Annotated in this window: 22 protein-coding genes; 16 read left to right on the forward strand and 6 right to left on the reverse strand. The window is 68.4% G+C overall.

Annotation, left to right across the window (positions count from 1 at the left end):
* Positions 1-51: 51 nt before the first annotated feature.
* Complete coding sequence (locus tag NOCYR_RS06045) at positions 52-957, forward strand: LysR family transcriptional regulator ArgP (RefSeq protein ID WP_014349469.1); 906 nt, start codon at positions 52-54, stop codon at positions 955-957.
* Between the two features lie 92 nt (positions 958-1,049).
* Here the strand turns inward: NOCYR_RS06045 and NOCYR_RS06050 are convergent, their stop codons facing one another.
* A complete protein-coding gene (locus NOCYR_RS06050; RefSeq protein WP_014349470.1) occupies positions 1,050-2,009 on the reverse strand; it encodes a sigma-70 family RNA polymerase sigma factor in 960 nt (319 codons plus the stop codon).
* Between the two features lie 253 nt (positions 2,010-2,262).
* Positions 2,263-2,553: a hypothetical protein gene (locus tag NOCYR_RS06055; RefSeq protein ID WP_014349471.1), complete on the reverse strand. Its 291-nt coding sequence runs from the start codon at positions 2,551-2,553 to the stop codon at positions 2,263-2,265.
* A gap of 113 nt (positions 2,554-2,666) precedes the next feature.
* On the opposite strand from NOCYR_RS06055, the gene NOCYR_RS06060 reads away from it, so the two are divergent.
* The 5 genes from NOCYR_RS06060 to NOCYR_RS06080 all read left to right on the forward strand — a co-directional run bounded on the left by NOCYR_RS06060 (position 2,667) and on the right by NOCYR_RS06080 (position 9,187).
* Positions 2,667-3,311, forward strand: coding sequence for a TetR family transcriptional regulator (locus NOCYR_RS06060; protein WP_014349472.1), 645 nt, complete (start codon positions 2,667-2,669; stop codon positions 3,309-3,311).
* A 227-nt stretch (positions 3,312-3,538) separates the two neighbouring features.
* Entirely contained in the window at positions 3,539-4,690 is a 1,152-nt protein-coding gene (locus NOCYR_RS06065; protein WP_014349473.1) for an alpha/beta hydrolase family protein, read from the forward strand.
* Between the two features lie 384 nt (positions 4,691-5,074).
* Positions 5,075-7,129, forward strand: a complete 2,055-nt coding sequence (locus tag NOCYR_RS06070; RefSeq protein WP_014349474.1) for an MDR family MFS transporter — start codon at positions 5,075-5,077, stop codon at positions 7,127-7,129.
* Positions 7,130-7,147: 18 nt separating this feature from the next.
* Entirely contained in the window at positions 7,148-7,795 is a 648-nt protein-coding gene (locus NOCYR_RS06075; RefSeq protein ID WP_014349475.1) for a PadR family transcriptional regulator, read from the forward strand.
* A 177-nt stretch (positions 7,796-7,972) separates the two neighbouring features.
* Entirely contained in the window at positions 7,973-9,187 is a 1,215-nt protein-coding gene (locus tag NOCYR_RS06080) for an FAD-dependent monooxygenase (RefSeq protein ID WP_014349476.1), read from the forward strand.
* Between the two features lie 27 nt (positions 9,188-9,214).
* Here the strand turns inward: NOCYR_RS06080 and NOCYR_RS06085 are convergent, their stop codons facing one another.
* The 3 genes from NOCYR_RS06085 to NOCYR_RS06095 all read right to left on the reverse strand — a co-directional run bounded on the left by NOCYR_RS06085 (position 9,215) and on the right by NOCYR_RS06095 (position 11,961).
* On the reverse strand, positions 9,215-9,439 hold the full coding sequence (locus NOCYR_RS06085) for a hypothetical protein (RefSeq protein WP_148280542.1): 225 nt from the start codon (positions 9,437-9,439) through the stop codon (positions 9,215-9,217).
* A gap of 35 nt (positions 9,440-9,474) precedes the next feature.
* Positions 9,475-10,251: an HNH endonuclease family protein gene (locus tag NOCYR_RS06090; protein ID WP_014349478.1), complete on the reverse strand. Its 777-nt coding sequence runs from the start codon at positions 10,249-10,251 to the stop codon at positions 9,475-9,477.
* A 567-nt stretch (positions 10,252-10,818) separates the two neighbouring features.
* Positions 10,819-11,961 carry a TDT family transporter gene (locus NOCYR_RS06095; RefSeq protein ID WP_014349479.1) on the reverse strand — a complete coding sequence of 381 codons (1,143 nt, stop codon included), beginning with the start codon at positions 11,959-11,961 and terminating at the stop codon, positions 10,819-10,821.
* A gap of 70 nt (positions 11,962-12,031) precedes the next feature.
* On the opposite strand from NOCYR_RS06095, the gene NOCYR_RS06100 reads away from it, so the two are divergent.
* Positions 12,032-12,952, forward strand: coding sequence for a LysR family transcriptional regulator (locus NOCYR_RS06100; RefSeq protein WP_014349480.1), 921 nt, complete (start codon positions 12,032-12,034; stop codon positions 12,950-12,952).
* A 264-nt stretch (positions 12,953-13,216) separates the two neighbouring features.
* On the opposite strand, the gene NOCYR_RS06105 is transcribed toward NOCYR_RS06100, so the two are convergent.
* Positions 13,217-13,888 (reverse strand): phosphate signaling complex PhoU family protein, encoded by a 672-nt coding sequence (locus NOCYR_RS06105; RefSeq protein WP_014349481.1) that lies wholly within the window; start codon positions 13,886-13,888, stop codon positions 13,217-13,219.
* 617 nt (positions 13,889-14,505) lie between these two features.
* Between NOCYR_RS06105 and NOCYR_RS06110 the strand changes: the two genes are divergently transcribed.
* From NOCYR_RS06110 to NOCYR_RS06150, 9 genes are all read left to right on the forward strand, one after another.
* Positions 14,506-15,231, forward strand: coding sequence for a hypothetical protein (locus tag NOCYR_RS06110; protein ID WP_014349482.1), 726 nt, complete (start codon positions 14,506-14,508; stop codon positions 15,229-15,231).
* Between the two features lie 605 nt (positions 15,232-15,836).
* On the forward strand, positions 15,837-16,682 hold the full coding sequence (locus NOCYR_RS06115; protein ID WP_014349483.1) for an MlaE family ABC transporter permease: 846 nt from the start codon (positions 15,837-15,839) through the stop codon (positions 16,680-16,682).
* Entirely contained in the window at positions 16,683-17,549 is an 867-nt protein-coding gene (locus NOCYR_RS06120) for an MlaE family ABC transporter permease (protein ID WP_014349484.1), read from the forward strand.
* 20 nt (positions 17,550-17,569) lie between these two features.
* Entirely contained in the window at positions 17,570-18,595 is a 1,026-nt protein-coding gene (locus NOCYR_RS06125; RefSeq protein ID WP_231856093.1) for an MlaD family protein, read from the forward strand.
* Positions 18,592-19,596 carry an MlaD family protein gene (locus NOCYR_RS06130; protein ID WP_014349486.1) on the forward strand — a complete coding sequence of 335 codons (1,005 nt, stop codon included), beginning with the start codon at positions 18,592-18,594 and terminating at the stop codon, positions 19,594-19,596. Before NOCYR_RS06125 ends, NOCYR_RS06130 begins: the two co-directional genes overlap by 4 nt.
* Positions 19,584-20,663 carry an MlaD family protein gene (locus NOCYR_RS06135; protein WP_048833021.1) on the forward strand — a complete coding sequence of 360 codons (1,080 nt, stop codon included), beginning with the start codon at positions 19,584-19,586 and terminating at the stop codon, positions 20,661-20,663. Before NOCYR_RS06130 ends, NOCYR_RS06135 begins: the two co-directional genes overlap by 13 nt.
* Positions 20,663-21,766, forward strand: a complete 1,104-nt coding sequence (locus NOCYR_RS06140; protein ID WP_014349488.1) for an MlaD family protein — start codon at positions 20,663-20,665, stop codon at positions 21,764-21,766. The genes NOCYR_RS06135 and NOCYR_RS06140 overlap by 1 nt, the downstream gene beginning before the upstream one ends.
* On the forward strand, positions 21,763-22,842 hold the full coding sequence (locus NOCYR_RS06145) for an MlaD family protein (protein ID WP_014349489.1): 1,080 nt from the start codon (positions 21,763-21,765) through the stop codon (positions 22,840-22,842). Before NOCYR_RS06140 ends, NOCYR_RS06145 begins: the two co-directional genes overlap by 4 nt.
* Positions 22,839-23,795 carry an MlaD family protein gene (locus tag NOCYR_RS06150; protein WP_014349490.1) on the forward strand — a complete coding sequence of 319 codons (957 nt, stop codon included), beginning with the start codon at positions 22,839-22,841 and terminating at the stop codon, positions 23,793-23,795. Before NOCYR_RS06145 ends, NOCYR_RS06150 begins: the two co-directional genes overlap by 4 nt.
* Positions 23,796-23,810 lie beyond the last annotated feature (15 nt).

The following is a 23,810-nucleotide window of genomic DNA, read 5'->3' on the forward strand; positions in this document are numbered from 1 at the left end:
CTTGACGGAATCAGTACAGCTAAAGTTTCTTAACTATCATTAGCGATCGTGATGACGGAGCTGCCGTTCGATCAGGTGCGCACGCTGCTCGCGGTCGTCGACGAGGGCACCTTCGATGCCGCGGCGGCCGCCCTGCACGTGACGCCGTCGGCGGTGAGCCAGCGCATCAAGGCGCTCGAACAACGCACCGGGCGGGTGCTGCTTACCCGCACCAAGCCCGCGCAGCCGACCGAATCCGGGCAGGTGATCGTCAAATTCGCGCGCCAGGTCGTCGCGTTGCAGCGAGATACGCAGCGGGAGTTGGGGATCGGTGACGAATCGGGTCCGGCGCGGCTGTCCATCGCCGTGAACGGCGACTCGCTGGCCACCTGGTTTCTGCCCGCCCTGACCCGGGTCCCGCAGGATCCGCCGATCTGCTTCGAACTGCACCGCGAGGACGAATCGCATTCGGCGACCCTGCTGCGAGAGGGGCAGGTGATGGCGGCGGTGACGTCGTCGGCCGAACCGGTGACCGGATGCACCGCGCGACTGCTGGGCCTGGCACGGTACCTGCCGGTGGCGAACCCGGACTTCGTCGCCCGGCATTTCGGCTCCGGGACGCTACGCCGCCACCTGCCCGAGGCGCCCGTCATCGTCTACGACCGGCGCGACGAACTCCAGGACCGCTACGTCCGCACCATCACCGCCGGTGAGGCGGCTGCCAGCGATGTGCGTCACTACATACCCACCTCGCAAGGGTTCTGCGACGCCGTCGTGGCGGGGCTCGGCTGGGGCCTGATTCCCGAACAGCAAGCCGTGCCGCTGCTGCGATCGGGCGCGTTGGTGGAGCTCGGCCGTCGCAAGTGGGTGGACGTGCCGTTGTACTGGCAGCAGTGGAAGCTGGACGTTCCCGCTCTCGCGCTCGTCGCGGAAACCGTTGCGCGAGCGGCGAAGGAGGCGCTGCATCAGCGGCGCTGAGGTGGTGTTTCGCCGGCTATTCATGATCATGCTGAACGCCCGGTTCGGCAGTAGCGCGAGCCTGCCGGCGATCGTCTGCGCGCCGCGCAGCGCTATCCGAGCATTCCCGCCATCACCTTGGCCCGGCCGGGTGTGCGCAGCTTCGACAAACCCTTCGCCTCGATCTGGCGCGCACGCTCGCGCGAAACACCGAGGGCGGCACCGATATCGGCGAGGGAGCGGGGTTCGGCGTGGTCGAGGCCGTAGCGGAGGGTGAGGACTTCGGCTTCGCGGTCGGACAGAGCGCCGAGCATGGCGCGCAGCTGGGTGGCGATGGTGGCGGCGGTGGCGAGTTCGTCGGGGCCGGGGGCGGTGTCGGGGATGAGTGCGCCGTATTCGGTGGCGTCCTCGCCGATAGGGGTGTGCAGGGAGATCGGGTCGCGGGCCTGCTGAAGTAGTTCGGTCACTTGGGATTCGGTCATCTCCAGGTCGGCGGCGATCTCGGCAGCCGTGGCGTCGCGGCCGAGCTGCTGGGACAGGGTGCGCTGGGTGCGGATCACCCGGTTGAGCACGTCCACCACGTGCACCGGGATGCGGATGGTTCGGCCCTGATCGGCCAGGGCGCGGCCGATGGCCTGGCGGATCCACCAGGTGGCGTAGGTGGACAGTTTGAGCCCGCGCCGGTGATCGAATTTCTCGATCGCCCGGATCAGGCCGAAGGTGCCTTCCTGCACCAGATCCAGCAGCGACATGCCGGTGTTGGTCGGATAACGCCTGGCAATTGAGACGACCAGGCGCAGGTTGGCCTGGATCATGTGCTCCTTGGCTCGCGCACCGTCGGCTACCGTGCGGCGAAGTGCGCGGCGCTCGGCAGGCGGGAGCCCACCGGCTTCGTCCAGCCGTTGCCGGGCGAGGACACCGGCCGCGATCCGCTCGGCCAGCGCTACTTCCTCTTCCGCGCTGAGCAGTGGTGTGCGGCCGATGGCGCGCAGGTAGTCGCGGATCGGGTCGTCGCTGACGGTGCCGAGGGTGGGGGAGGCGGTGCGGCGGGCGGGGAGGCATCGGGTGGTCAAAGGATTCCTCTCGAAAGTCGGGAGTGCGGGCGGCATCGGAGGCTGACCGTGGATCACCTACTGCGCGTGAGGGCTCGCGGTCATGGGTGCGCTCAGCGGAGCTGGTGGCGCGGTAGCTGAGCGGGCGATACCGGACCGGTCGTGATGGTGGCGATCGCAGGCCGCGTGACCGGATTCGCGATGGCGGGTGCACAGCGAAGCAGGGCTGGTGATGGCGCCTGCAAGACATGAAAGTCCGCAGGCGCCACCGATGTCAGCGCCCCGGAATCCGCAGCGGGCGATGCGGCGCGGCCCGGAACTGCTGGCTGCGGGCGACGCTGCGCTCATCCCGAGCCTTGCGTCGGCGTCCGGTGATCGGGAAACCGGTGTCGGTGCGGCGCGTGCGCGGGGTGGTTGCGGGGACGGGTGGCTGGGTGCTCGCGGTGATCATCTGCTCGATCGCGGCATCGAACGCGGACTGCGGGCTGCACTTCTCGGCCAAGGTGACTGCTCCGTTTCGGTCGGTGGTGGCGGGGCGGGCGGTGCTGTCGGGGCCGTGAGTCATGCGCGTTCTCCTTCGACTGTCGGCGCCGCCGTGGCGACGCGAGAACAAATTTAGGGCAGACCCAAAAATATGTCAAGCATAAATTTATGACGAGTTCAGGTAGTGTGGTTCGCATGACCGCACAGACCGCCGAACCGCAGGGCCTTCGCGCCAAGAAAAAGCAGCAGACCAGGGAAAACATCTCGCACCAGGCCACCTTGCTGTTCCTCGAACGCGGTTTCGACAAGGTGACGATCGCCGACGTCGCCGCGGCCGCCCAGGTCGCCAAGATGACGGTGACCAACTACTTCCCCCGCAAGGAAGACCTCGCGCTGGACCTGGGGGAGGTGTTCGTCGATCAGCTCGCCCGCACCGTCCGCGAGCGCGAACCAGGCGAATCCGCGCTGGCGGCATTGCGCCGCGCCTATCTCACCGCCGCCGCCGAACAGGACCCGGTCGTCGGCTTCTCCGGCCCCGCCTTCGCCGAAATGATCGCTGCGAGCCCCGCCCTGGTCGCCCGGTTACGTGAATTCCATGAAGACCGCGAAGCCGCCCTCGCCCGCACGCTCGCCGAGGAAACCGGCGTCGGCCCCGACGACATCACCCCGCGCATCGCCGCCGCCCAACTCGGCGGCGTGCACCGCGTGCTCTTCGACGAAACCATGCGCCGCACCCTTGCCCGCCAGTCCAACGACGAGATCGCCGCCGCGCTCACGGGCTACATCACGGTCGCCTTCGACGCGCTCGAACCCGGCCTCGGAACCTATGCCGTGCGCTGATCGCCGGCGCGGCCGGTAGCCGCACGCTGTGAATCGTCGTGTCATGCCGTTGCCGGTAGCCCGGCGCGCGCCGCGGCACCCGCTATCCGGCGGCCCATCGGGTGTGCCCACAGCGCCGGCCGGCATGGTGACCTCTCCATGCTGATCATCTGTGCGGCAACCATGTTGGTGCTATGGTCCGTTCGGGCAACCGGTGTTAATTGCCGTCGGGCCCAGGGGGAGTGTTGTTGCGTCGGTTCGCCGTCATCGTTCTGACCGCCGTCGCGGTGCTGTCCGCGAACGTCGCCGCCGCGGAACCGCTCGGCGTGACCGTGCTTCCGCAGCCCGGCGGTGAATCGCCGGTCGGCACAACGGTTCTGCATCTGGTCGACCACGCGCGCCCCGACCCGTTCGAACCGGATCGCCCGCGCGAGTTGATGGTCTCGGTGTTCTATCCGGCGGCGAAGGTCGACGGGCATCCGCGTGCGCATTACGTCTCGACTGAGCTGATGCCGTCGCTGGAACAGCGATTCGGCGTCGAATTGCCTGGGTTGCACACCAATTCGTACACCGGGGCGCCGGTCGCGTACGGCGCGCATCCGGTGGTCCTGTACAGCCCGGGAGCCGGCGTCACCCGGCTGCTCGGCACCGGGTTGGCCGAGGATCTGGCCAGCCGCGGGTACGTGGTGGTGACCATCGACCACACCTATGAGGCGCCCGCGGTGGAGTTCCCGGGCGGCCGCATCGTCGCCTGGGAGCCGGCGGCACAGTTCGATACCGCGCTGCGGCAGAAGTACGTCGACGCACGCCTGCCCGACGTGCGCTTCGTGCTCGACTCGCTGGAACGGCTGGCACGGGGCACGAATCCGGACGCCGGGCAGCGGACACTGCCCGCGGGGCTCGACCGCGGGATCGACCTGGACCGCATCGGCATGGCCGGTCATTCGTCCGGCGGGTACGTCGCGGTCGAATCCATGCACCTGGATCGCCGCATCGACGCCGCGGTGAACCTGGACGGGCAGATCGGCGTCGACGCGGCGTTCGGGAAGTCCGTCACCGAAGGCGTCGACCGTCCCGTCCTGGTGATGACGAGCGCGCAGGCCGAGCAGGTCGGCGACGCCCATCCCTCCCTGGACGAGTTCTGGCGCACCTCCACCGGCTGGAAACGCCAGCTGACCATGCGCGATTCGGCGCACTACGACTTCACCGACTTCCCCCTCATCGTGCCCACACCCGCCCGCGACGCCGCGAAGACCTACATCGGTCCCATCGCCGCCGACCGCGCGTCCGCCCTGACCCGCACCTACGTCGCCGCGATGTTCGACAAGTTCCTGCGTGATCGCAAGGACACCGCGCTGGACCGGACGCCTACAGAACCCGAGATCGTCGTCGTCCGCTGACCGGCGCATGCCGGGCCGATGAACTCGGGTAGCCGGACACCGCTGACAACACCCGCATCACCCAGGGCGGACCGCCCGCATCTTGTCGTTCACTTGGCACCGGGGACAAGCACCGGATTCGGTGCCGAACGGTTGCTGCGCCGGTCGCGATGCTTCGCGCCGTCTGTGCGGCAGACGTTCTGGGTAAGGCGGCGCCGTGACTTCGCTCTGGTCCGACCACGCGAGTCGGTCTCGGTAGCGGGCCGCAGTCGAAGAACGGCAGGCGGCTGAAGGCGACGTAGCTGTGATTCGCTGCCGTGTCGCTGCCTTCCGGAGGATGGGAGCGCGGACCATACTGGGCCGATGAGCGGTGCGGTGGCAGTCGCTGAACGACCACCTGAGCCGATGAGCCGGGCGAAGACCAATGTGGTGTTCGGGACCATCGTGCTGGGGATGTTGATGGCTGCGCTGGATCAAACCATCGTGTCCACGGCATTGCCGACGATCGTGGCCGATCTGGGTGGGGCCGGGCATATGGCGTGGGTGGTCACGTCGTATCTGCTGGCCGAGGCGGTGGCTACGGCGCTGGCGGGCAAGTTGGGTGATCTGTTCGGGCGGAAGTTGATCTTCCAGCTCAGTGCGCTGATCTTCATCGTTGGGTCGATGGTGGCGGGGCTCGCGAACGGGATGCTGCTGCTGATCATCGCCCGCGCGATTCAGGGGGTCGGGGCCGGCGGGCTGATGGTCACCTCGATGGCGTTGATCGCCGACATCATTCCGCTGCGCGAACGCGGCAAGTATCAGGGTGCGCTCGGCGCGGTCTTCGGCGTCACCACCGTCATCGGGCCAACGCTGGGCGGCCTGTTCACCGACCACGCGAGCTGGCGGTGGTGCTTCTACGTCAACGTGCCGCTGGCGATCCTGATGATCGCGCTGGCCGCGCGCACCATCCCGCATGTCAAGGCGATGGCCAAGCCGATCATCGACTACGCGGGCATCGGCCTGGTGGCGCTGGGTGTGTCGAGCCTGATCCTCGGTTTGGAATGGGGCGGAACCGAATACCCGTGGGGTTCGGCGCAGATCATCGGCCTGTTCGTGGCGGCGGCGGTGCTGTTGACGGCGTTCGTGTGGGTGGAGCTGCGGGCGCAGGAACCGATGCTGCCGATGGGGTTGTTCCGCAGCCAGGTGTACACGGTGTGCTCGATCCTGAGCTTCATCGTCGGGTTCGCGATGCTCGGTTCGATGACGTATCTGCCCGCCTACCTGCAATACGTCGACGGAGTATCGGCCACCGCGTCGGGTGTGCGCACGCTGCCGCTGGTCTTCGGCCTGTTCGCCACCTCGATCTTGTCCGGCCAAGTGGTCGGCAAGACCGGCCGATATCGCTGGTTCCCGATCGCGGGCACGGCGGTGATGGCCATCGGGCTGTTCCTGATGTCGACGATGGGCCGCAACACCAGCATCTGGCTGGAGTCGCTGTACATGCTGATTCTCGGTCTCGGCATCGGCCTGGCCATGCAGGTGCTGACGATCGTCGTGCAGAACACCGTCCCGTACGCGCAGCTGGGTACCGCGACCTCCGGCGTCACCTTCTTCCGCACCCTCGGCAGCGCGTTCGGCACCGCCGTCTTCGGCACCCTCTACACCAACAAGCTCGATCCCGAACTCGCCGGCGCGCTCACCGAGGTGCGGGTGGTGCCGCCCGAAGTGGCTGCCAATCCGGAAGCGCTGCGCGCGCTACCGCCGGAGCAGGCCGATCCGATCATCGACGCCTACGCCGCCGCCATCGACCACGTGTTCCTGTGGGTGGTTCCCGTGGCGTTGGCCGGTTTCGTCGTCGCCTGGTTCCTGAAGGAAGTGCCGCTGCGCGACAGCGCCCGCGCCGATGCGAGCGATGTGGGTGAGGGCTTCTCGGTGCCGGATTCGGCCGACCGGGTGGTGCTGCTGGAACGCGCCATCGCCGCGACCATGCGGTCCGCGCGCGCCGAAGGCCCGATCGGCCCGGTCATCCTCGCCGACGCAGGCACCGAACTCAGCCGAGGTCAGGCCTGGGCGCTCGGGCAGGTCTACCTGCACAACCGGATTCGCGGACAGGCCACCATCGAGTCGATCGCGCGGGTGCACCGGCTGCCCGACGAGGTGATCGCACCGGTCTTCGCCGAGGTCCGCGACGCCGGCTACCTCACCCAGGATGGCCCGCTGCTCACCGTCACCCCGGCCGGCCAGGCGCAGATCGACCGCATCAAGGCGGCGTGGCGGCGCTGGCTGGACGTGCGCCTCGACGACTGGGACATCACCGATCCCGCCGACCGGATGCTGCTCGACCAGGCGCTGGAGAGCATCGCGACCAAACTGCTCGACTTCAGGACGTGCGGGAACTCGTCCCGGCGCATTGATCGGCCCTGCATCGAGACACCACCGACCCTTGCCAGCCCGATACTCGCTCACGTATATTCGTAGACGAGTAAGGAGGTGTGCATGGCGACCAAACGCAAGGTCGGCAATCTGCTGGCGTTGGCGGTGCTCTCGGTGATCATCGAACGCCCCATGCACCGCTACGAGATCGCCTCCACGCTGCGCGACCGCGGCAAAGACCGCGATATGGACATCAAATGGGGTTCGCTCTACACGGTCGTGCAGAACATGGCCAAGGCCGGATTCCTCGAGGTCGTCGGCAGTGAACGTGAAGGCGCGCGGCCCGAGCGGGTGATCTACCGGATCACCGACGCCGGCCGCGCCGAACTGATCGACTGGACCCGCGAACTGATCGCCGAACCGCAGCCCGAGCAGCGGCAATACGTGGCCGGACTGTCGATTCTGGCCGCGCTGCCGCCCGACGAGGTGATCGACCTGCTCGGCCGTCGCGTCGAGGTCCTGGACGAGCAGATCGCGACTGTGCGCGCGGAATTCGAGGCCGCCGCCGGAACACTGCCCCGATTGTTCATGGTCGAGACCGAATACGGCCTGGCCATGCTGGAAGCCGAACGGGCGTGGACCGCGGCGTTCCGCGACGAACTGGTATCCGGGAAGTTCCCGGGCTTGGACGGCTGGCGCACCTGGCACGCCGAAGGCATGAACCAGGCCCAGGCCGGCGATCTCATGGAAGGGGGGACCGCGCAGCAGTAGCAATACCGAGACCGAGTCCGGCGGAGGTGCTCCCAACACCGCCGCCGAACTCGGGGAACCGTCTCGGACCGTGCCCGCATTCGCACACCCGGCCAGAGTTTGGCAACCACAGGATAACCGGGTGGGTGATCGGTCGCGCGGTTCGCCGTACGCACACGACCCCATCAGGAGTTACCCATGTCCCCGATTCGTTCCGCGCTGGTCATCGGCGGTGGTATCGCAGGCCCGGTGGCCGCTACCGCCTTGCGCAAGGCGGGTATCGATGCCCGCGTCTACGAGGCTTATCCCGGGCCGTCGTTCAATATCGGCAGCGGGCTCGCGCTCGCGCCCAACGGTCTCGCGGCCCTCGACGTCATCGGTGCCGGTGACCGCGTCCGGGCGATCGCGGTGCCGATCCCGAAGATGAACCTGTCGGTCGGCGGCAAGCGGATGGCGGTGCCGACGCTGCCGGATGTGGAGCCGATGCAGGTCGTCGACCGCAGCGAACTGCATCGGGTGCTGCACGAGCATGCGTTCGAGGCGGGCGTGCCGATCGAATACGACAAGCGACTGGCCTCCGTCGACGAGCACGCCGACGGCATCACCGCGCACTTCACCGACGGCAGTACCGCCACCGCCGACGTCCTCATCGGCGCCGACGGCATCCGCTCCACCGTGCGCGGATTGATCGACCCGCACGCGCCGGGCCCGGAATACACCGGCATGCTCGGCTTCGGCGCGCTCACCGAATGCGCCATCGACACCCCGCCCGAGACGATGGTTTTCGCGTTCGGCACACGCGCGTACTACCTCTACTGGCCCGAGGGCGAGGGCACCATCGCGTGGGGCGCCAACCTGCCGCACAAGCAGTATCTGTCGCTCACCGATGCTCGCGCGATCCCGGCCGAGCACTGGCTGAAGATCCTGCGCGACACCTACGCCGACGACACCCCAGGCGGCCAACTGGCCCGCGCCACCACCGCCGAGCAGTTGCAGATCACCGGCGCGCTGCACATCATGCCGCCGGTCCCGCACTGGTATCGCGGGCGGATGGTGCTGGTCGGCGACTCCGTGCACGCACCGTCCAACAGCTCGGGACAGGGGGCGTCGCTGGCGGTGGAGAGTGCCATCCAATTGGCGCGCTGCCTGCGCGATCTCGCCGATCCCAGCGAGGCTTTCGCCGCCTACGAGTCGCTGCGCCGGCCGCGGGTGGAGGGCGTCGCGGCGCGGGCGGCGAAGATCAACCGGTCCAAGACGCCGGGGCCGATCGCGGGCCGGATCATGCGGGCGGTGATGCCGGTGATGATGAAACTGCTGAAAGGGCAACAGAAGACGATGGGCATCGAGCAGCGGTATGTGATCGATTGGGACGCACCCGTGGGCGCGGAACTGCGGTCGGTGGCGGTGCGCTGAGGTAGATCCGGTGGGCGGGTGCGGTGCTCACGCCTCGAACGGGATCGTGTTGCCCGCCGCGTCACGGGCACCGATCCCGGCCTCGATCGCGGTGACCAACTCGGCGACCGAACTCCAGGTGCGCGGGGGTTCGGCGTCGAGGTTGCCGATGGTGTACCAGGTGTCGGTATCGCGGTAACGCACCAAGCCCTTACCGGATTCGTCGACGGTGACGTCGAGCTTGCCGGATACCGTGCCTTCCTCTTCGGTCATCACGGCAGCCGCGGCGGTGAGCTCGATGATGTCGGCTATCGGAATTCTCCTCGCTTGACGCAATCGTCGACGGCGGTGCGGAGGGCCTTCTGTTCGTCGGGATCGACGGTAAGGCCGTACTTTACCTTGATCTTGACGTAGTGATCGATATAGCCACACCGGAAAGTGCCCGGTGGGAGGTAGTGCGCGGCGTCCTGATCGCCCTTGGAGCGGTTGGCCGACGGGTCGGAGGCGATGAGGTTGCCGGCGTCGTTGGCGATGCGGCGGCGGGTGGATTCGTCGAGTTTGTCCGCACCCGAACGCCAGGCCTCGGCGAGCGGGACGATGTGCTCGGCGTCGACGGAGGCCGGATCGGTCATCCACTTGTACGGCTTCAGTTGCCCGGTCTTGCGGTCGGTGAACCCGTACTGATCGCGCCAGCCGCCGTCGGCGCCGATGGTCAGGTCGCAGGTCTTCGGGTCGAGGGTGACCGCGCCGGTGGCGTCGCGCAGCATCATCACCTCGCGGGTGGTGCATTTGGCGTACTGGGCGAATTCGGGTCCGAAGCCGTGTTCGGGCTTGTTGGTATCCCAGTGCGGGAACTTCTCCCGGCTGTAGCCGTTCATCGAACCCTCGGTCGATACCGCGAGGCGGCCGAGCAGTTCGCTGACGTCGCGCCCGGACGTGATTGCCGCGCCGGCGGAACCGGCGCCACGCTTGGCGAACAGGTCGTCGACATAGCCGTAGCCGACGATGGCCAGCGCGATCAGGCAGACGGCGGCCGCGATGATCGTGCGGGTGCGCCCGGAGGTGCGTGCGAGCAGATCGTTCACCGCGCGACCTCGATACGGACGGAGGAACCGATCTGGAGTGCGGTGAAACTCAACTGACTTCCTTGCCCTACGCCCGAAAATTACCGGGCGTCAAGCTACCCGGTGCCCCGTGCCGTCGAAGGCAGTGACACCTATGAGATTACGCACAACCGTGGACCATCCCCGGACCGGCGTGCCGGCGCCGGGCCGGGGATGGCGTGCCACGGGCGAATTCGATCACCGCCCGCGCGACTGAGGGGCGACCGGTTGTCCAGACCGGCCGCGGCCACGACACCTCGAGGCTGATGAGGGGGTAGTCCCGGGGTGTCGTGTCGCACGAGCGCGAACTCGTCGTGACGTTCGCGGTCCGGGAGCGACCCAGACCAAGCTTTCATCTACGTAATCGGATAGTAGATGTCCGATTTCGTCTCTGCAAACACCGTACCCACTTCCCATGATTGGGAGTTTTGTCCAAGTCCTCGCCGGACGATCTACGGTGCGGGTACGGAAATGGTGGGCAGGCTGGGTGTTCGCCGGTTCACAATCCGGACGGCAATCCGGTGAGCTGGGGTTTTGTGGTGGGCACGATCACACCGGTGCGGGCGCGGGCGGGCGCAGCAGTGAACCGTCGCGGACACCGAGCACGGTGCGCGGCGCGACCGTCCACCACGCCACCGCCAGCAGCAGGTACAACCCCACCGCCGCGACGGCGAACAACTCGGCGCCGGTGTGTGCGAACAGGGCGGTGCTGCCGGTGACGCAGGTGCCCAGCGGGAAGGTGAAACCCCACCAGGTGAGCGAGAAGCCGAGCGCGCCCGCCCGGACGGTGCGTGCGGTGACCGCGAGCGCCAACGTCAGCCACAGCATGGCGAAACCCCAGGTGGCGATGCCGAAAATGGTGGCGGCCAAGACCAATCCGGCGGCCTGGGCGGGCGGCGCGACGGCCGGTGCGGCGTCGGCCATCGCGCCCGCGGCGGTCACCGACTGGCCGAGCGGGCCGAGCACGATCCACAGCGTGGGCACCAGCCCGGCGGCGGGCGCGCCGAAATGCATGAGCCGCGACCAGATCATGGTGGTGGTGAGCAGCGCGGCGATCAGGCTCAGGCCGAACATGGCGCCGCAGCAGACCAGCAACGTCAACCGGGCCTGGCCGGGAGGAGTGTGCGGGAGCAACAGGACGCCGGTGGCGGCGGAAACCATCGGCGCCACCACGGGCATGAGCCAGCCGCCGAACGCCGCATCGGGCGCGCCGGCCGGGGTGCGGGTGATCATCCGGTACGGCACGGCGACGGCGGTGGCCAGGCCGAGGGCGGTGCCGAGCGGCCACAACACCCAGTCCATGGCCAGCGCCGCGGTCTCGCCGATGACGTCCTTGCCCAGCAGCATCGCGCCCGCGCCGACCGTCAGCAGGGCCATCGGTGGTGCGCCGGAGAAGTGGGCGAGTACGGGATGCTCGCGTTCGGCCCGGACCTGTCCGCGGTGCCGGATCATCCGCACCGCCCAGGCCACGCCGAGCGCGGCCAGCAGCAGCGTCGCCAGCATCCAGACGCCGGTGGCCGCCGCGCGCTGCCCAGGCAACTGGAGCGGCAGGGTGGCGGCGGCATTGGCGAGGATGCCGGTGCCCATCACGATCGCGAACCAGTTGAGCCCGACGTGCGCGAGTGCGCCGGTGCGCGCGGACGCGGTGCGGCGGACGACGGAGACGGGCCGGTGGGTCGCGGTGAGGGTCATGAACCCAGGCTCGCGTGCGGGCCGCGCGGCGGGTAGGCGTCATCGGCCTATGGGTACATAGAATGGTTCTATGCCTTTGTCGCCGCGGGTGCCCGACCTCGCCGCGCTCGACCTGCTGTTGTCGGTGGTCGAGCTCGGCAGCCTCGGCCGGGCCGCGCAGGCGCACGGGATCAGTCAGCCGTCGGCGTCCTCGCGGATCCGCACGCTGGAGAAGCTGGTGGGCGTGCCGGTGCTGGAACGCACCACCCTCGGTTCACGGCCCACCCGCGCCGGTGCCCTGATCGTGGAATGGGCCCGCGCCGTCATCGACGCCGCCGGCCAGCTCGACGCCGGCATCGACACCCTGCGCGCCGAACGCGACTCCCGGCTGCGCGTCGCCGCCAGCCAGACCATCGCCGAATACCTGTTCCCAGGCTGGCTCACCACCCTGCGCACCGCGGCCGCCGACCTCACCATCGCGCTCGAATCCGGCAACTCGGTGGAGGTGGCGCAGGCGGTGCTCGACGGGCGCGCGGCCATCGGGTTCATCGAGAGCCGACAGAGTTTCGCCGGGCTGGACAGCCGGGTGGTGGGCAAGGACCGGCTGGTCGTGGTGGTGGCGCCGGGGCATCGGTGGGCGCGGCGCGGGACGGTGGGCGTCGACGAATTGGCCGAAACGCCGCTGCTGCAACGGGAAACCGGGTCGGGGACGCGGAACTGGTTCGAACATGCGCTGGCCCGGCGACGTCCGGGGGTGCAGCCCGCTGTGGCGTTGGAGTTGTCGTCGACCACGGCGATCAAAACGGCCGTCGCCGCGGGAGTCGGGCCTGCCGTGCTCAGCTCGCTAGCGGTGGCGGCCGAGGTCGCCGCGGGCACACTGGTGGCGCCCGCGGTGACGGGGCTCGACCTAGAGCGGGTGCTGCGTGCGGTGTGGCCTGCGGGGACGCGCCCGATTGGACCGGCGGGTGAGCTGTTCGCGATCGCGCGGCGGTCGGGCGCTGCGGGGCGGTAAGTGGCCGGTCGAGTGTGCGGGTGGTGGCACGGTGGGTGGCCTGTCGGGCGTGCGGGCTGCGGCGCGGTGGGTGGCTTGTCGGGTGTGCGGGTGGTGGGGCGGTAGGTGGCCCGTCGGGCGTGCTGATGCTGGGTGATTCGGCCGATACGGCGTGGCGGGTGGGCATGTAGTCGGCCGGAAGGTCCGGCAGGCTCGGGCGGCTTCGATGCCCACTCACCGGGGGCCGACTGGGTGGTCGGCCCCGCTTCGAGGGTGCTGGTGCGTTCAGTCCCGTTCTTCCTCGATGGGCTGGGCGGTGGGTGGGACGCCGGTGTCGAGGAAGCGGATCAGGCGTTCGATGCGGGCGGTGTGGTCGACGCAGCGTTCCAGGTGATGGCCGAGCAGGGCGAGTTCGATTGCGGTATCGGTGCTTCCGGTCCAGGCGGGGGCGCTGAGGGCGGAATGGAGCTGATGGTTGAGCTCTTCCATGCTGTCGGCCGGCTCTTCGGCGGGCTCCTCGGCCGACTGCTGACCGGCGGCGACCGAGCGCAGGGCGTGTGCGGTCGCGCGGGAGGCGCGCCTGCCCATCTCGGCGAGCAGCGCCACGATCGGCTCGGGCGCGACCGGATCGGGGCTGCTCTTGTACACCTGATCGGCCACCCGGCTGGTGAGCCAGCCGATCCGGGACAGCTCACCGGCGATCTGGATGGCGGTCACCACATGGCGCAGATCGCGCGCGACCGGCGCCTGTAGCGCGAGCAGCACCACCGTTCGCTCCTCGCAGGCCGCGTACATGGCCTGTAGGCGCTCGTCGAGCGCGAAAACCTCGTAGGCCGCGGTGAGGTCGGCCTCGACGAGCGCATCGGTGACGCGCTCGGCGGCATCGTGGGTGAGTCGGCACATCTGCGTCAACTCATCGGTCAACGCGACGAGCTCATTGGTGAACTGGGTCCGCACGCGCCAAATTGTCGCCTATGTGTAGCCCGCCGGTCGATTGATCGCGTGATCTTCGTTGCCGCGACGTTTCGAGATACACTGCCGCCCCCGGCGAATCCGGGGCCCGCTGCCCACCCGATCCGCACGTGCCGGCGCCGATCCGGCCAAGTCAGACGGTATTCCCAGCAGTGCAGGCACCATAAACTGCGGTAATGGCGGGCCCAAACCCCTGGCAGGCCAAGGCTGCCCGAGACACCGGCGAATCCGCGTCCGCACACGGCTCCGGCCGGCCGGCCACACCGGGATCCGCTGGGTCCGGCCACGGTGGGATCTTCGGAGTAGGTTCCGCTGAGGGTGTCGCGGTGTCGGGGGAATTCGTCGGCGCGGGAGCGGTTGAACCGAGCCCGGCGCGCGCAGGTGCGCACAAGCGTGCCGGAGTCGAAACCGTAGCGAGCGCGGCCGCCGGGTCAGGTGAGAAGCCTGGTGAAGGCGCCCAAACCCAGTCGGTATCGACGGAAGTGTCGCACGACTCTGCCGACAGTGCGGCCGCCGCAACGAAGACCGCCAGGGATCCGAAGAGACGGCGCGCCGAAGCCGTACGGGCCCGCGCGGCAGCGGTACGCGGGGTAGGGACTCCGTTGCGTGGGCACTGGGGGTATCTGGTGGCGGCGGTGGGGGCGTTCATCACGCTGGTGCTGATGACGCGGCCGTGGCTGGTGGCTACGGGGGCGAACGGGTCGGTGGAGTCCACGGCGTTCGGGCGCATCGATGTGTCGACCAAATACCTGACGGTGTGGTCGAAGTCGGCGCCGAAGACGCCGCAGATCAGCGGGCTGTGGGCGTTCGCGACGGCAGCGGTCATCGTGCTGACGATCTGCCTGGCGGTGCTCTATTTCCGCATGCGCTCGGAGTATTTCGCCCGGCTGGTGGCCGGATCGTCGGTGGCCGTCGCGGTGCTGGTGCTGTTCACCATGCTGTATCTCGACAGCAAAGGCGCCGAACTGAAGGCGCTGACCGCACGCAAATACGACCTCGGCGGCCAGGTCGGGCAGTTCCTGAGCTGGGTCAAGGGCAACGGCAAGTTCATCCTGCCCGGCGCGAGCCAAGGCCAGTACGTGGCAACCTCACGATTCACCCCCTCGGCCGTCGCCGCCGCCACCATCGCGGTGATCTCCGCCCTCGCCGCGGTCACCCAATGGCTCCTCGCCCGCGGCGTCGAACCGGGCAGCCTGATCGCGAAAGTCTCGGCCCTGCGCGCCAGATGGGCCGCCGCCGCCGAACTTGCCGGAAGACAAGCGGGTTCCGACGCGAAGCCGGCCGCCGGTGCCACGAGCGCCGATCGCACTACCGACGCGGACAACTAGAAGCCGTGCCCGCCGGTACGTTCCGGCGCAGCGGGAGAAGGTGGTCGGCTCGAACCCTTCTCCCAGCGCTGCCCTTACCGCAGAAGCGCTCGGGGCCCCACACATCGAGCGCTCCAGCAAACTCGGCGAAATAGTCGGTTCGCCGGCAGGTTGCCGGAGTCGCGTGCTCCGGACTCGGCGTCCGAACCGATCCCCCTTCTGTCGCACCAGCATCACCGGTGTGCCCTGGCACTCGCTCACGGCGGTAATCGGTCAAGCGTGCTTGTTGTGGGAGCCGACGGCCTCCCGGCGCAACCAGGCGAACCGTTCTGAACTGGGCAAACAACCTGCCAGGAGTAGGCCTCGGGTCCCTCTGTCCGGGCACCGAGCCGACCACTCCACAGGCGATGGTGACCTATAACACCAACCCTCTCGCGTGATGTCGAAATCGGTTTCTTTGTGTTCACCGTCACCCCCCTGTCAATTTGTATGTCACCTCTCGTAACGATTAGCTTCCTGAGGGTTGGCATCGACGCCGAAAGCAGAGAGTGCGCCATGAAACCCGAAACACGCTGCCGCCCGCGCGGGTGCTATCGCATCGCGAGCGCGGCGCGAGGACTTCGCTGATGACGCTGGATACCCGTAAGCCGCCGAGCGATTCGGCCGTCGCCATCGTGCGCAAGAACTTCTCCGGCACGATCGTGTCGTCGCTGCGGACCTTCGGCCGCGCGGTCGGGATGGCGCAGGAATCGGTGACCGGCGCGGCCGGCGACATCGCGCGCGGCAAGTTCCAATGGCAGGAGACGCTGGTCCAGGCCTGGCGGCTGATCACCGTCACCGCCATTCCGGCGATCCTGATGGCCATCCCGTTCGGTGTGATCGTGTCGGTGCAGGTCGGCAACCTGATCCACACCCTGGGCGCGGATACCCTGCTCGGCGCGACCGGCGGGCTCGGCGTGATCAAGCAGGGCGCGCCGATGGCGACCGGCTTCCTACTCGGCGGTGCGGGTGCGGCGGCGATCGCGGCCGATCTGGGTGCGCGCACCATCCGTGAGGAGATCGACGCGCTCAACACCATGGGCATCAGCCCGATCCACCGCCTGGTCATTCCGCGCATGGTCGCGATGCTGATCGTGGCGCCGCTGCTGAATGTGCTGATCATCTTCGTCGGCGTGCTCGCGGGCTATCTGGTGGCGGTCGGCGGCCAGGGGGTGACGCCCGGTTCGTACTGGGCGACCTTCGGTTCGTTCACCACCGTCGCCGATGTGTGGGTCTCCCTGCTGAAAGCGTTGATCTTCGGCTTCCTGGTGGTCGTCATCGCCTGCCAGCGCGGGCTGGAAGCCAAGGGCGGTCCGCGCGGTGTGGCCGACGCGGTGAACGCCGCGGTGGTGCTGTCGGTGGTGTCGATCGTGATCGTGAACCTGGCGATGTCGCAGATCAGCGCGATGTTCATGCCGACGAGGCTGGTCTAGATGTCGACGTCGTCCTATGTCCCGAAGGGGCTCGGCTGGGCCGCGCGCTACGTCCGTCGCGGCAGCCGGGTGCTGCGCGGTGTCGAATCGCTGGGTTTCGTCGCGGTGTTCGTCTGGCAGGTGCTCTCGTCGGTGCCGCTGACGTTGCGCCGCTACCGCCAGGAGACGATGCGCGCGATCACCGATATGACCTGGGGCCGCGGCTCGGTCATCGTCGGTGGTGGCACGGTGCCGATGATGATCGTGCTCGGCCTGGTGATGGGCGCCTCGGTCGGCGTGGAATCGTTCGCGATCCTGGACATGCTGGGCATGGGCCCGGTCACCGGCATCGTGTCGGCCTTCGCCTCCACCCGTGAGCTGGCGCCGATCGCCGCGGCCATCGGGTTCGCCGCGCAGGCGGGCTGCCGGATGACGGCCGAGATCGGCTCGATGCGCATCTCCGAGGAGATCGACGCCATCGAGGCGCTGGGCCTGCGGTCGGTGCCGTTCGTGGTCACCACCCGCGTCATCGCCGGTGCCATCGCGATCGTGCCGACCTTCCTGATCGCGCTGATCCTGAGCTACCTGGCCTGCCGTGGCCTGCTGACGATGGTGCACAGCCAGTCGGCCGGCGTCTACGACCACTACTTCTTCCAGTTCGTGTCCGGGTTCGACGTGATCGCCGCGGTGATCAAGGTGGCGATCTTCGGCACCGTGGTGATCTTGGTGCACAGCTACTACGGGTTCTTCGCCACCGGCGGCCCGGAGGGCGTGGGTATCGCCTCCGGTCGCGCGGTGCGGGCCAGCTTCGTGGCGATCATCGCGATCGACATGGTGCTGTCCATCGCCCTGTGGGGCTTCAACGCGGCGATCAGTTTCACGGGGTAGGACAGATGCCGAAATACGGAATGCCCGGAGTGGCAGCGGATCGAACGCGTGCGATGACGGTGGGTGCGGTCATCGTCGGCGTGGTCGTCGCGGTGCTGCTGGCCACCGTCTGCTATCGCGCACTGCGCTCCGAGGACGGGCTGCGCATCGCCTTGCAGACCGAACAGATCGGTGACGGCGTCATCGCGGGCACCCAGGTGCGCGTGGACGGTGTGCTGGTCGGTGAGGTCGCCGAGATCGCACCCGCCGAGCGCGGCACCCAGCGCATCACCCTCGAACTCGACGAGTCCCGGCTGTCCGGGCTCGACGACAGCCTGAAGGTCGACTACGCCCCGGCCAACCTGTTCGGCGTCAGCGAACTCGAATTGCTGCCCGGTTCCGGCGGTTCCCCGCTGCGCGCCGACATGGTGATCGACCTGACCGGCGACCGCGCCGCCGACGTCTACGACGCCACCATGGGCAGCCTGCTGCGCGGTATGTCGCAGGTGGGCGCGACGGTGTTCACCCCGCAGATGGCCACCGTCATCGCGCAGGCCGCCGCCGATGTGGAGGCGTTCACTCCGCTGGCGCAGGCGCTGATCGCGGCCGCGCGCACCGTCGCCGACAACCAGTCCATGCCGTCCTCGGAGCTGGTCGGCCGCCTCGGCGGCGCCTTCGACGGCGGCGGCAAGTTCGCCGGCGCCACCATCGAGGTGATCGATCAGATCGTCGAGATCGATGTGCTGAACACCGATCGCGAGAAGCTCGATGCCGGGGTGGCCGCGCTGACCGGGCAGATCCTGCCCGCGCTGGCCACCACTCTCACCGAGGCCGGTCAGCTCTCCGGCTACACCGACATGCTCGCGCCGATGCTCACGGTGCTGGCGCGCACGGTGTCGACCCCGCAGCAGTCGGCGGCCGAGCTGCGCGCCCTGCTGACCCGGCTCGGTGCGGCCATGAAGGACACCCCGGAGGGCCCGGTGCTCGATCTGGAGCTGGAGTTGCGTGGGGTGCCCGGTATCGCGGTGCCGCTGCTCGGACTGCCGGCCAAGGGAGGTGTCCGATGACGGTGCGTGGTGCGGCCTGGCGGCTGACGGTGTTCGCCGCGGTCATGGTGGCGATCCTGCTGGTGGTGATCACGGCCATCAAACGGCCGGTCGGCGGTGACACCGAAGCGCACAGCGCCTTGTTCACCGACGCCAACGGCCTCAAGGTCGGCGATGACGTGCGCATGTACGGCGTGCAGGTCGGCAAGGTCGAGGGCATCGAGCTCGACGGCTATCAGGCCGAGGTGCGCCTGACGGTCAAGACCTCCACCCCGATCTACGACAACAGCGTGCTGGCCATCCGCTACCAGAACCTCACCGGCCAGCGCTATATCGACCTGCAACAGCAGCCGAACCCGGGCAACCGGCTGCCCGACGGCGCGCGCATCGGCACCGACATGACGCTGCCGTCCTTCGATGTGACCAGCCTGTTCAACGGCCTGAAGCCGGTGCTGGCCACCATGTCCCCGGAGGCGATCAACCAGTTCACCGAGAGCATGCTCGCGGTGATCGAAGGCGACGGCGCGGGCCTGGGGCCGGCGCTCGACGCCATCGGCAAGTTCAGCGAGCACGTCGGCAACCGGCAGGAAGTGATCGCCACGCTGGTCGGCAACATGTCCGATCTGGCCGACCGGGTCGGCGGCCGGGTGCATCATCTGGTGCCGCTGCTGGCGCGGCTGTCCGACATCTTCGAGGCGCTGCGCACCAACGTCGGTGGGCTGGCCGAATTCGCCATGACCGCGCCCTCGGTGCTCGGTCCGATCGACCGCCTGCTCGACGCGCTCGGCCTGACCACCGACGGCAGCACCGACGTGGACGCGATGATCCGGTCCCTGTTCCCGGATCCGCAGGAAGCGGTCGAGGTGTTCGGCAGGCTGCCCGGCCTGCTCGCCGCGGTCGACAACGCCCTGCCGCGCACCGTCGCGGGCTGGAAGCCCGAGTGCAGCAAAGGACAAGCCGAACTGCCCGAGCCGGTGCAGGTGCTCATCGGCGGACAGAAGGTCGCGATATGCAACGCGTGAAACTGCCCGGCCTCAACCGGATCCGCCGCGTGTTCAGCGGCGACACCCCGATCATGGACGAGCCCACCCGGCTGCGGAAAGAGTTGCGGCTGGGCATCATCGGCGCCGTCGCGCTGGTGATCGCGGCCGTCGCCGCGGCTGTGGTGTACGTGGTGCCGTTCGGCAAGACCACCTACACCGCCGAACTCAGCGAAGCGCAGTCGGTGAAGGCAGGCGACGACGTGCGGCTGGCCGGGATCTCGGTGGGCACGGTGGAATCGCTGGAGCTGAAACCGGATCGGGTGCTCATGCGCTTCACCGTCGACTCGGAAGTGTTCGTCGGCGATCAGACCTCGCTCGACATCCGCATGCTCACCATCGTCGGCGGCCACTACGTCGCGCTGTTCCCGGCCGGCGACCAGCCGCTGGGCGACCAGCCGATTCCCGCCGAACGCGTGCGCCTGCCCTACAGCCTGATCGAAACCTTCCAGGACGCCACTGCGCCCTTGCAGGCTACCGACGGCGACACCCTGCGCCGCAATCTGGCTTCCATCGAGACCTCCATCGACGGCGCCCCCGACACTCTGCGCACCACGCTGGACACTCTCGGCCAGTACCTCGACGCCATCGAACGTCAGCGCACCCAGGTGTCCAACGCGATCGCGGTGGCCGATGAGTACGTGACCATGTACGACGGCGCGAAAGCCGATCTCGGCCGGTTGATGGACAACGTCAACCTGATGGAGACGGTGCTGATCGACAAGCGCGCCGAGTTGAAGGCGGCGGTCGGACTGCTGTCGTCGGTGGTGCAGCGACTGGCCACACTGGCTCCGGCCTGGGACGACACCCTGAAGCCGAAGGCCCAGCAGCTCGCCGACGCGCTGCCGCGACTGCAAGAGCTCGGCACCCAGCTCGAGCCGCTGATCACCGCCGTGCAGGGGCTCGGCGACCGGATGGGTGGGCTGGTGATCCCAGACGGTCCCGTGACGATCGACCGCTCCGGCGAAACCGTCACCGCGCCACCGGGGCTGGATCCCGGTGCGGCGCTCGGCCCGATCTGCGTTCCGGTGCCCGGGAAGGTGTGCTGATGGTGAAGCGGATTCTCGGCTCGCAGGCGTTCATGTCGATCGCCGGCGCGCTGGCCCTCGCGCTGCTCGCCGTGGTGGGCTATGTGATCGCCTTCGATCCGATCAAGGAAACGCGGTCCTACTGCGCGATCATGCCCGACAGCGTGGGCCTGTACGAGGGCAACAAGGTCTCGATGCGCGGGATCGACGTCGGCACCGTCACCGGCATCCGGCCCGAAGGTGCGGCCGTGCGGGTCGATTTCGACGTCGACGCCCAATACCCCGTCTACGCCGACGCCTCGGCGACCACGCTCTCCGACAGCGTCGTCGCCGACCGCGAACTCGCGGTGCTGGCCAGCGGCAAGACCACCGACGAGTGGGATGCCGGGCAGTGCATCACCAAAACCCTGACACCCAAGAGCCTCACCGAAACGATCACCGCGCTGGCGGCGTTGTCCGAGGAGATCGGCGGCACCGAGCAGACCCGGCCCGAGGCGCTGTCGGGCGGCTTGGCAGCACTGGATTCGGCCACCGCCGGCACCGGCGCCCAGATCAACAACCTGATCATGCGGCTGGGCTCGACGCTGAAATCCCCGGACGCCGATATCGGCCATCTCGCGGGCATCTTCGACGCGTTCTCCTCGGTGTCGCAGAAGGTCAGCACGCACTGGGGCGATCTGAAGACCATGCTCACCCGGCTGGCGCCGGTGCTCGACCAGGCCAGCAACGATCTGCTGGTGCCGGGCGCGGCCCTGTTCGACGGGCTGCGCGAGCTGCTGCCCGTGCTCAACGACCTGACCACCATCCTGGCCGACCCGCTGATGGGCACCCTCGACGGTCTGGTGCCGCTGGTGAAGATGTTGCGCGCCAACGTCGGATCGCTGCGCGACATCGTCCTCATGGCACCCGCGCTGACCTCGGCATTCCGCTCGGTGACCGATCCGGCGACGGGTGCGCCCGGCCTGGTCTACGCCCCGCCGAAGGTCGCCATCGCCCAGCGTGACGCCGAGCAGGTCTGCGCCGCCATCAATGCCGTCGCGCCCGGTCGTTGCGCCGGCGCGGGCAACGGCATGGTCGATGTCCAACTCGTTCAGCTGGTGCTGGGATTGGCAGGTACGCGATGACCAGGCTGCTCGGTAGGCGGGTGCGCACTGCCGCGATCGCGGTGGCGTCGGCGACAGCGCTGTTCGCCGGTGGCTGCGCGTTCGACCCGGCCCAGGTTCCGGTGCCCGGCACGTCGGTGTCCGGCTCCACCTACAAGGTCAGCATCGAGTTCGAGAACGTGCTGAATCTGCCCGCGCGGGCCAAGGTGATCGCCAACGGCGCCCAGGTCGGGACGGTGGATTCGGTGCGGGTGGTGCCCGCGGCCGAGGCGCCCGAGGGCCGCGGCGGGTACGTGGTGGTCGACATCGAGGTCTCCGATGACGTGCGCCTGCCCGACACCACCATCGCCGAACTGCGGCAGAACACCGTCCTCGGCGATATCCACATCGCGCTCACCACCCCGCCCGACGGGTTCGACTCGCTGCTGCCGCGCGGCGGCACCATCACCCTCGACCACACCAAACCGCCGGTGCAGCTCGAGGACACGATGGCCGCGATGGCGGTGTTCGTGCAGGGCGGTGCGGTCGGCCAGTTGCAGGACATCATCAACCGGTTCAATTCGGTGCTGCCGCAGGATCCGATGGAAACCCAGCGCATCACCCAGGTGATCGCCGGCGATGTGGTCGACCTGGCCGCCAATCTCGATCAGGTGGACCGGCTGCTCTACGGCCTGGAAACCAATTCGAGTGTGCTGCACAAGATCCAGCCCGAGCTGGACAACATTCTGCGCCCGGAGTCGGTGCAGCAGATGACCGATGCCACCGCCTCCATCAGCGGCGTCACCGATATCTTCGGCGCGCTCGCGCCGGTCGGTGCGTCGATGACCTGGCTGACGCCGCTGCTGCAGGCCGGTGACGCGGCCGCGCTGGCGTTCGCGCCGCTGGCCACCGGCGCGCCGCTGAACACCGCGTCGCCGTCGAATCTGGCGCTGCTCACCGCCCTGTTGCGGGACAAGATCATTCCGTTCGTGGAGCGCGGTGCGAAGGTGAACATCGCCGATGTTCAGGTGACTCCGGCGGGCGGTGCCCCGATTTCGGCCGACGATCAGGTCGACCGGATCATCCAGACCCTGCGCATGATCGGAGCCATCCGATGAAGATCGGCCCGCTGGCTTCCCTCGGCGGCATCGCCGCCATCACCGTGCTCGGCGCGAGCTATCTGACTTTCGGTGTGGTGCAGGTCGATCCGTTCGCCGATTACACCGAGGCGTCGATGGTGCTGAAGAACTCCGGTGGGCTTGGCGTGGGTTCGCCGATCCTGCTCACCGGCATCGAGGTCGGCCGGGTGACCTCGGTGGACCGCACCGCCGCCGGTGTGGAGGTGGGGTTGCGCGTCGGCGCCGAGCACAAGGTGCCCACAGACAGCATCGTCACCATCGAGCATCTGTCCGCGCTCGGTGAACCGTATGTGCAGTTCCGGCCGAAAACCGGTGCGGGACCGTACCTCGAAGACGGGCAGCGGCTGCAATCGCAGGACGTGCGCACCCCGCTGTCGATCCCCGAGGCGGCGCGGATGGTGACGAATACGATGAACCAGCTCGATCCCGAGGTGGTCGGTTCGCTGGCCGAGACGATGAGCGTCGCGCTGAACGGCACCGACAAGGTGATGCCCGAACTCACCCGCGCCGCCGACCTGCTCGCATCGACCATCATCTCCCGCGAACCGCAGATCGCCCAGCTGCTCAACGATTTCGAAACCGTCTCCCAGGACATCGACTGGGCCGGCCCCGCCACCGCGGCCGCCGCACCCGAGTTCGCCGAATTCGCGCAGCGCCTCGACGAATTGGTCGAATCGGTGGGCCGGCTGATCCAGACCGGCAATGCCCCCGAGATGTACCTCGAGGGCAACGGCCTGGTGCCCTTCCTGCAACGCCTCACCGAGTGGGTTCGGCAGGTTGGACCGGAACTGGCCTCGCTGCTCCCCGGCCTGCAACCGCTGGCCGACGCCGTCACCACCACCGGCCCGCAGGTGGATCTCTCGGCGTTGATCACCCAGGCGCTCGAATCCACCACCGACGACGCCGTCAAGGTGCGGGTCACCGTCAAATAGGCCGCCGAGAGCCAC

This window comes from Nocardia cyriacigeorgica GUH-2 (assembly GCF_000284035.1).
In the GTDB taxonomy this organism is placed as follows: Bacteria; Actinomycetota; Actinomycetes; order Mycobacteriales; family Mycobacteriaceae; genus Nocardia; species Nocardia cyriacigeorgica_B.